11 protein-coding genes are annotated in these 7,146 nt (G+C 60.7%); 6 read left to right on the top strand and 5 right to left on the bottom strand.

Going from position 1 to position 7,146, the window contains the following annotated elements; all coding sequences use genetic code 11:
* Window positions 1-95 precede the first annotated feature (95 nt).
* Window positions 96-569, top strand: a complete 474-nt coding sequence (locus AC1DVH_RS23875) for a cyclic nucleotide-binding domain-containing protein (RefSeq protein ID WP_477755899.1) — start codon at window positions 96-98, stop codon at window positions 567-569.
* Here AC1DVH_RS23875 and AC1DVH_RS23870 read toward each other — a convergent pair.
* Complete coding sequence (locus AC1DVH_RS23870; RefSeq protein ID WP_477755898.1) at window positions 566-856, bottom strand: hypothetical protein; 291 nt, start codon at window positions 854-856, stop codon at window positions 566-568. The two genes, AC1DVH_RS23875 and AC1DVH_RS23870, sit on opposite strands and share 4 nt — an antisense overlap.
* 95 nt (window positions 857-951) lie before the next feature.
* Here AC1DVH_RS23870 and AC1DVH_RS23865 point away from each other — a divergent pair, with 95 nt between their 5' ends.
* The 4 genes from AC1DVH_RS23865 to AC1DVH_RS23850 all read left to right on the top strand — a co-directional run bounded on the left by AC1DVH_RS23865 (window position 952) and on the right by AC1DVH_RS23850 (window position 3,187).
* Window positions 952-1,638 carry a spermidine synthase gene (locus AC1DVH_RS23865; protein ID WP_007898703.1) on the top strand — a complete coding sequence of 229 codons (687 nt, stop codon included), beginning with the start codon at window positions 952-954 and terminating at the stop codon, window positions 1,636-1,638.
* A 49-nt stretch (window positions 1,639-1,687) separates the two neighbouring features.
* Window positions 1,688-2,059, top strand: coding sequence for a YajD family HNH nuclease (locus AC1DVH_RS23860; RefSeq protein WP_007898702.1), 372 nt, complete (start codon window positions 1,688-1,690; stop codon window positions 2,057-2,059).
* Between the two features lie 212 nt (window positions 2,060-2,271).
* Window positions 2,272-2,742 (top strand): RNA methyltransferase, encoded by a 471-nt coding sequence (locus AC1DVH_RS23855; RefSeq protein ID WP_007993783.1) that lies wholly within the window; start codon window positions 2,272-2,274, stop codon window positions 2,740-2,742.
* Between the two features lie 79 nt (window positions 2,743-2,821).
* The gene (locus tag AC1DVH_RS23850) at window positions 2,822-3,187 is read left to right on the top strand and encodes a YgaP family membrane protein (RefSeq protein WP_477755897.1); all 366 of its coding nucleotides are present in this window, start codon (window positions 2,822-2,824) and stop codon (window positions 3,185-3,187) included.
* A gap of 129 nt (window positions 3,188-3,316) precedes the next feature.
* Here the strand turns inward: AC1DVH_RS23850 and AC1DVH_RS23845 are convergent, their stop codons facing one another.
* A complete protein-coding gene (locus tag AC1DVH_RS23845) occupies window positions 3,317-4,546 on the bottom strand; it encodes a hypothetical protein (RefSeq protein ID WP_477755896.1) in 1,230 nt (409 codons plus the stop codon).
* Window positions 4,547-4,581: 35 nt separating this feature from the next.
* Window positions 4,582-5,031 carry a YcgN family cysteine cluster protein gene (locus tag AC1DVH_RS23840; protein WP_477755895.1) on the bottom strand — a complete coding sequence of 150 codons (450 nt, stop codon included), beginning with the start codon at window positions 5,029-5,031 and terminating at the stop codon, window positions 4,582-4,584.
* 164 nt (window positions 5,032-5,195) lie between these two features.
* On the opposite strand from AC1DVH_RS23840, the gene AC1DVH_RS23835 reads away from it, so the two are divergent.
* Window positions 5,196-5,789 (top strand): nitroreductase family protein, encoded by a 594-nt coding sequence (locus AC1DVH_RS23835; protein WP_477755894.1) that lies wholly within the window; start codon window positions 5,196-5,198, stop codon window positions 5,787-5,789.
* A 91-nt stretch (window positions 5,790-5,880) separates the two neighbouring features.
* On the opposite strand, the gene AC1DVH_RS23830 is transcribed toward AC1DVH_RS23835, so the two are convergent.
* Entirely contained in the window at window positions 5,881-6,813 is a 933-nt protein-coding gene (locus AC1DVH_RS23830; RefSeq protein ID WP_477755893.1) for a D-2-hydroxyacid dehydrogenase, read from the bottom strand.
* A 119-nt stretch (window positions 6,814-6,932) separates the two neighbouring features.
* Window positions 6,933-7,146 (bottom strand): YcgL domain-containing protein (locus AC1DVH_RS23825; RefSeq protein WP_477755892.1); only part of this gene is annotated, 214 nt, incomplete at its 5' end.

Raw genomic sequence — 7,146 nt, 5'->3', positions numbered from 1 at the left:
CGTCCGAACGCGGCCCGAGCCTGCGGCAGCTCCTACAGGGTGTGCGGTGAATTCATATCCGGAACCGAACCAGACAACAAAAAAGACCGCACGACATGTCAGAACCAACCTTTCTGAACAACGAAATTCGCGACTGGCTGATGGATTGCGGCCTGTTCAATCAACTACTGCCGGCGGACTTCGTCGCGGCTTCGGGCTACTTCAGTATCAGCACCATTGCCCAGGGCGAGGAGATCTTCCAGGAGGGCGATGCCGGCAGCTTCATGTGCATCATCCACACCGGTCAGGTGGCAGTGCAGAAAACCACCGCCGGCGGGCAACGCGTCACCATCACCACGTTGCGCAGCGGCCGCTCGTTCGGCGAAATGGCCGTGCTCGACGGCGAACGGCGCTCGGCCAGTTGCGTGGCCGCAAGCAACTGCCAGTTGCTCAACCTGGGCAAGGACTCGCTGGAAAAGATGCTCAACGACGCACCGAAAATCGCCGCCAAGATCATCCGCGCCCTCGCCGTTTCCCTGTCCAAACGCCTGCGCATGGCCGACGGCCAACTGCTTTCACAGCAGGTCTAGCCGCCCGGCGATTTGGCTTTCGGCGGATTGGGCGCAAGATCCGGTATCGGCTGGTCCTTGGTCGGCGGGCTCGGCATTTCAATCGGCACCAACGGCGGACCGCTACTGCCGGGGCCGACTTTAGGCAAAGGCGCCGGGCTGATTTGCGGGTATGGCGTGGGCGTCGCGGTGCCGGGCGAACCGGGCATCGGCGCGGGGCTGACGGGAATCGATTGCAGCTGTTGAGCCTGCACTGCAGTTATCGAGAGCGCGGCCAGGGCAATGACCGTTAGAATGGTGCGCTTCATCAATGGCTCCGTTGACCTTGTCGTCATAAACAGGCTACTCCCAACTGCGTCTGTTTGCCCTCCCGTGTTCTGCCAATTTTCTTCAAGTGAGCCCCATGAAACGTTTCGTTCTGCTGGACACCACCCCCATTCCTGAAAACGGCGGTGCCCTGTGCCTGTTCGAATACGGCGAGGATTTTGTCATCAAGATCCAGGGGGGCGATGGCGGGCAATTGATGAATACGCGCATGCATGGCTCCGAAGATGCTCTGGCCGAAATCCCGTGTCGCAAAGTCGCCGGTCGACCGAATTCACGGGTGCTCATCGGCGGCCTGGGCATGGGCTTCACCCTCGCTTCGGCGCTCAAGCACTTGGGCAAGACTGCCGAAGTGGTGGTCGCCGAACTGGTTCCCGGTGTCGTTGAGTGGAATCGTGGACCGCTGGGCGAGAAGGCTGGCAATCCGCTGCTCGACCCGCGGACGGTGATTCGCATGGAAGACGTGGCCAAAGTCCTGCAAGCCGAACCCCAGGGTTTCGATGCGATCATGCTCGACGTCGACAACGGCCCCGAAGGCCTGACCCAGAAAGCCAACAGCTGGCTGTACTCCGCCGGTGGCCTCAGTGCCTGCGCCAAGGCCCTGAGACCAAAAGGTGTGCTGGCCGTCTGGTCGGCCAGCGCTGACCGGCAATTTTCCGACAAACTGAAGAAAGCCGGTTTCAAGGCCGAGGAAGTGCAGGTCTTCGCCCATGGCAACAAGGGCACCCGCCACACCATCTGGATTGCCGAGAAGCTCAAGGGCTGAGCTAAACTTCGCTTAATACCGTCATTAGTCATTTTACAAAGGTGAACCCATGAGTTCGTCCACCCCGACCAACACTTCGAAGCTGGATCGCATCCTCGCCGACAACCAGCGCGACAAGGAAATGGGCTACCGCGACAAGGCCCTGAAGATGTACCCGCACGTCTGTGGCCGCTGCGCCCGTGAATTCTCCGGCAAGCGCCTGAGCGAACTGACGGTGCACCACCGCGACCACAACCACGACAACAACCCGCAGGACGGCTCGAACTGGGAGTTGTTGTGCCTGTACTGCCACGATAACGAACACTCGCGTTATACCGACCAGCAGTATTTCGACGAAGGCTCCCTCAGCACGCCGAAAATCGCCAAGGCCACGCACAACCCGTTTGCGGCGTTGGCCGGGTTGATGAAAAAGGAAGATTAAAAATCTTCAGTGCCTGAACTGGCCTCATCGTCGGAACGCCGCCCGGAGCAAGCTCGCTCCCACATTGTTCTGCGTCCGTCAGGACACCTCGGTCAACTGTGGGAGCGAGCTTGCTCGCGATTGCAATAGTCCTGACACCGCCAATCTCCGAACTGACCGCTGCCGTCCAATCCCCGTATAATCGCGCTTTTTTCCCGAAAGGCACCCCGCTCGTGGCAGACAAACGGTACAGCTGCATTGGTTTGTATAACCCCAAATCACCGGAGAACGTCGGTTCGGTGATGCGCGCCGCTGGCTGTTATGGCGTGGCGTCGGTGTTCTACACCGGCAAGCGCTATGAGCGCGCCGCCGACTTCGTCACCGATACCAAGCGCGTGCACTACGATATCCCACTGATCGGCATCGACGACCTGAAGAAAATCCTGCCGCTCAACTGTGTGCCGGTCGCCGTGGAACTGGTCGAGGGCGCTCGCCCGTTGCCGGAATACACCCACCCGGATCGCGCGCTCTACATCTTCGGCCCGGAAGACGGATCGCTGGATAAAGAGATTCGCGACTGGTGCGAAGACGTGGTCTACATTCCGACCACCGGTTGCATGAACCTGGCCGCCACGGTCAACGTCGTGCTCTACGACCGCATGTCCAAGGGGCTCAATACCCGCTCCGGGCCAAAATTCCGCTAATCGCCGCACATCCGATTGAACGAGCTGCCCGCCCTGGCTGTCAGCTTGACTATCGATCACCCAAGCCTGGAGACAGACCATGAGCGAACTCAAACGCGTCGAGCGTATCGAATCCACCCCGTTCCAGAGCCCCTCCGAGCAAAACGTGCAGGGCTGGGAACGCATCGGCTCCCTGGCCGGCGGCGTGGTGATGGTGGGCAAGGGCCTGCGGCGTGGCGGGATCTTTGGCCTGATCCAGGTGGCCATCGGCGGCGTGGCCCTGGCGCGCGGCATTACCGGCCACAGTTCGGCGAAAAGCCTGCTGGAGAAAAGCCGTCAGGACATGAACAACGTGCGGGCGAAAATCCAGCGGGCGGGTGAAGAACTGAGCCAGTTGAAGGCCAATGCCGAGGCGGCGACCGTTACCCGCAATGATTCGTTGAAGTCGCCGAAAGCCGGGGTTTGATCCGGATCGTCCGGCGGGGCTGATGGCCCTATCGCGAGCAAGCTCGCTCCCACAGGGTTATGTGGCGTTCACAACATTTGTGTTCACCCCCCAATCACTGTGGGAGCGAGCTTGCTCGCGATGACGGACTCACTGAATCAACTCGGTACTCAGTACCTTTGAAGAGCCACCGATCACGCCCTCGCTGAGCTGAACAAACGCCTGGGTATCGATATTCCCCAGCTGCATCGCCCCGCGCAACACGTCGTCCAGCGACCGCTTGTTGTGGGTTTTCAGGCGAATCTCGCGATCCAGTTCCTGCAGCAACACCACTGCCCTGGTCACCTGCGCCGGGCTGATCTGTTCACCGCGCAGCGTGGTGACTTTCTGGCTGCTCTTGACCAGTCTGCCGTGCACGCTCTCGTAGCGTTCATCGCTCATGCCGCCGGCCCGGCGCATCAGTTCGATGGCGTAATACTCGGCAAAGCCTTCGCTGATCCAGTCACTGCGCTGGGTGCCGTTGATCCGCCCGAACATCTGGGCCAACTCACGGACCAGCGCACTGGAGCCGCTCTCGCTGACCAACGGCAGGTGACTGTTCAGATAGATCGACTCGTGCGCCGACTGGCTGCCACGCYACATCGGATCATTGGCCCCGACGATCAGCAGTTTGCCAGGGTGTCGCGGGTACAGCGCCTGCACTTGCGGCCAGACGAAGCTCAGCAAGGTCAGTACATCCATACGGCGCATACCCTGCCCCAGCGGCGAGGTGACGGTGACTTCGGTCTCGCCCAGACGAGTACGGCGGCTGCCAAGCTGGCCGGCGAGCATCCAGCCCGTGGGCCGGTCGAACAGTCGGGAAGGATTATCGATACGGAATTTGTTCTGGCCAATCCGTGGCCACGCGGTTTCAACGCTTTTCCAGTCACCGGGCAGCTCGAATTCAAGGCGTGAAACCAGTTCGATGCCATCCTGTTGATCGAGTCTGGCAGCCGGCACCAGATCGTCGCCGCGCATCAACGCCCAGTTTGGCGTCATGCGCGCGTCGAAGCTGCCGCTCTTGCGCCCGTGGCTGATATTCACACGGTAAATCAGGCTGGCCTTGTCGGCAGTCGGACGCCAGATACCGCGCGCCGCTTTGCCAGGGGTCAGTTGCCATTGGCCGTCGGCCTTGAAATCGCTGTAGTGGCTGCCGTCGCCGAGGTCGAAATCCAGGCTGCGCACCGCCGAACCCTGGGCGAGCGTCAGGCGCACTTCGGCCTGATCGCTCTGGGGCAACAGGTGTACGTGATAATCCAGATTGACTTTGTTCGCTGCCCATACGGGTGAATTCACGACCAGTAGTCCAACGACCCACGCCTGCCGCCATCCCACAGCCATACACACTCCTTCGTGAAACGTTATACGTTCGGCCGTCAGCCCGCGCGGAAAATCAGGTGATCTTCCCAATCATCTTCCAGCACGCTGCCTTCGGCGAGCATGCGCCYGGACTGGGAAATCCGCTCGTGATGCACAGCATCGCGATCACCGCACACCAGGTGATGCCACAACGGAAGGTCCTTGCCTTCGCTGACCAGGCGATAGCCACAGGTCGGCGGCAGCCATTTGAATTCGTCGGCCTTGCCCGGCGTGAGCTGGATACAGTCCGGCACAGAGTCACGACGGTTGGGATAGTCCGTGCACTGGCAGGTTTTCAGGTCCAGCAATTTGCAGGCGATGCGCGTGTAATAAACGCTGTTGTCGTCTTCGTCTTCAAGCTTTTGCAGGCAGCACAATCCACAGCCGTCGCACAGCGACTCCCATTCCTCCCGATCGAGTTGATCAAGGGTTTTGCGTATCCAGAACGGTTCTACTTTGGCGGCCATGGTTCGAGCATCGACATCAGGTGGTGAAAAGGCAGCCAGTCTAGTGCCCGAAAGCCCGCGGGCCAAGCATTGGCGACTGTCGGTAGAACGGGCTTGTCAGATTTTGCGCTGCCAAGTAGGGTTTTGCGTCGCTCCCACTTTCAAACGTAGCAAGGAATCTCTTGATGAGTGCCAACCCACGCGTTGCCGATTACGCCATTCACCCTCAGTTCACCGATCGCTGGTCGCCCCGCGCCTTCACTGGCGAAACGATTCCAGAGGAAACCCTGCTGAGCTTCTTCGAAGCCGCCCGCTGGGCACCCTCGGCCTACAACTCGCAACCCTGGCGCTTCCTATACGCACGTCGCGACACGCCGAACTGGGAGCGCTACCTGGGCCTGCTGAACGAATTCAACCGCAGCTGGGCGCAACATGCTTCGGCCCTGGTGATCGTGATCTCGAAAACCACCTTCGCCGTGCCTGGCGCCACCGAAGAAACCCCGGCCCTGTGGCACACCTTCGACACCGGTTCCGCCTGGGGTCACCTGGCCTTGCAAGCGAGCCTGAGCGGTTGGCACACCCACGGCATGGCCGGTTTCGACCAGGAACTGACCCGCAAGGAGCTGAACATTTCTGAAGGCTACGCCCTGCACGCCGCCGTCGCGGTGGGCAAGCTTGGGGACAAGGCAAGCCTGGCGGATTACCTGCAAGCCCGTGAAGAACCCAGCCCGCGTCGTCCATTGAGCGAGTTGGCGGCTGAAGGTGATTTCACCCTCTAACAGCAAAAGATCGCAGCCTGCGGCAGCTCCTACAGGAGTTCACATAATCCTGTAGGAGCTGCCGCAGGCTGCGATCTTTTTTCGCTGCGCCTCAATACCCGCGATCGAAATCCACTTCCCCGCGCAACGCCTCTCCCGCCTGATACGCCCGCAGGTTCTCGACAAACAGCTTCACCATCATCGAAGGCGAAGTCGGTGCCGAGCTGTGGCCGGTCAGCAGCAGGCCCCAGGCTGTCCAGAATGGATGACGCTGGGGTAACGGCTCCTGACGGCACACGTCGATCACCGCACCCGCCAGATGCCCTTCCTTCAAGGCATCCACCAGATCCGCATCGACCACCGCCACACCGCGCCCGGCGTTGATGAACAACCCGGTCGGCTTGAATTGCTTGAACAGCGTCGCGTCGTAGATATCGTGGGTGTCCGGCGTGTTCGGCAAAAGATTGACCACGTAATCGACTTCACCGACCAGCCGCGGCAAATCCGCCATTGATCCGACTTCGATAAACGGCGCCTGTTCCCGCGCGCTGCTGGCAACGCCATACAACTCGACGCCGAACGGCACGAGGAACTGCGCGACACTTTGACCGATATCACCCGTGCCGACGATCAACACCTTGCGCCCCGCCAGGTTCTGGCCATGGCGGCTGTCCCACTTGCGCTCGACCTGGCTGACCAGTCGCGCCAGCACTTCACGTTCGTGACCGAGCATATACGTGAGCACATACTCGGCCATGACCTGTCCGAAGATGCCGACGGCACGGGTCAGCCGATAGTGCCGCGGCAAGCCATCGGCCAGCAGCGGCGTGATCCCGGCCCAGGTCGATTGCAGCCATTGCGGTTGATGGCCCTGTCGTAACAGGGTCGCCAGCAAATCTGGCTGGCCGAGCCACACCGGACAATCGGCGGCCTGGCTGGCCAGTTCGGCGGAATCACCGCTGGTCAGCACCTCCAGGTCCGGTGCCGCCTCGCGTAACAGTTGGGCGTACACGGGGTGGTCGTGTTCAGCAATCAGGACGCGCATGCTTCAAACCTTTCAAAAACGGTACAGACGGCCGCCGACAGAGTGGTGCTCCGTCGATGCTGCCATCGCAAAAATCAATCAGTGTTTCATAACCACTCTGAACAGAGCCTGTCTGCCGCTCACACCGGATCGTTGCGACGCAACAATTCTTCCGGCAAGTGCTCGATGTACTCGTCTTCGGCAGGCGGCATTTGCAGGTGATAACCCTGTTTGTCGAGGTTTTCCAGCACGACCGTGATGTCCTCGCGCGACAGTTTGCGCTCGGGGCTCAGCACCAGGTCGAACGCGTGGATGGCCTTGCCGAAGGCTGCCATCAGGGGATCCGGCACACGT

The sequence above is a fragment of the Pseudomonas sp. P4_C3 genome (assembly GCF_056402075.1).
Note: the sequence above shows the minus strand (reverse complement) of the source record. Positions and strands in the feature narration are given on the sequence as shown.

Bases quoted from the DNA above. Each gene is read 5' to 3' on its own strand.
- AC1DVH_RS23875 (WP_477755899.1), top strand. From the start codon at position 96: ATGTCAGAACCAACCTTTCTGAACAACGAAATTCGCGACTGGCTGATG.
- AC1DVH_RS23870 (WP_477755898.1), bottom strand. From the start codon at position 856: ATGAAGCGCACCATTCTAACGGTCATTGCCCTGGCCGCGCTCTCGATA.
- AC1DVH_RS23865 (WP_007898703.1), top strand. From the start codon at position 952: ATGAAACGTTTCGTTCTGCTGGACACCACCCCCATTCCTGAAAACGGC.
- AC1DVH_RS23860 (WP_007898702.1), top strand. From the start codon at position 1,688: ATGAGTTCGTCCACCCCGACCAACACTTCGAAGCTGGATCGCATCCTC.
- AC1DVH_RS23850 (WP_477755897.1), top strand. From the start codon at position 2,822: ATGAGCGAACTCAAACGCGTCGAGCGTATCGAATCCACCCCGTTCCAG.
- AC1DVH_RS23835 (WP_477755894.1), top strand. From the start codon at position 5,196: ATGAGTGCCAACCCACGCGTTGCCGATTACGCCATTCACCCTCAGTTC.
- AC1DVH_RS23830 (WP_477755893.1), bottom strand. From the start codon at position 6,813: ATGCGCGTCCTGATTGCTGAACACGACCACCCCGTGTACGCCCAACTG.